Raw genomic sequence first — 328 nt, 5'->3', positions numbered from 1 at the left:
CGTTAAAAATCTGTTTTTCGGATGATGAACTTTTGGAATGGGTCAATAAAAAATACCCGAAGAAATTGAGCATAGATGAATTATATAACTGGTGGGTTTCCAATGCGAAACCGAAATATATGAAACCCCAAAAGTCGGGGCTGTATGTGGAGTATATGAAACGCAGGGCGAAGGGAAAGCCTTTAATCATGTATAAGGAAATGACGAAAGACAACAAGCAACGGAAAGTTTATTAAGGGGGAAAATGAATAATGGAGGCGCAAAACAAATACAGCGATTTTCAAAATGGTACAAAGCAAAAAAGGAGAAAAAAGATGACAACGATTAA

The 328-nt window shown here is 36.6% G+C and carries 1 protein-coding gene; it reads left to right on the top strand.

The genetic code is table 11. The features are described 5' to 3' along the window. A partial coding sequence (locus ACYVTD_RS18660; RefSeq protein ID WP_461249077.1) for a hypothetical protein occupies positions 1-236 on the top strand: 236 nt, incomplete at its 5' end. Between the last annotated feature and the right edge of the window lie 92 nt (positions 237-328).

It is taken from the genome of Treponema sp. R6D11 (assembly GCF_054786075.1).
Note: the sequence above shows the minus strand (reverse complement) of the source record. Positions and strands in the feature narration are given on the sequence as shown.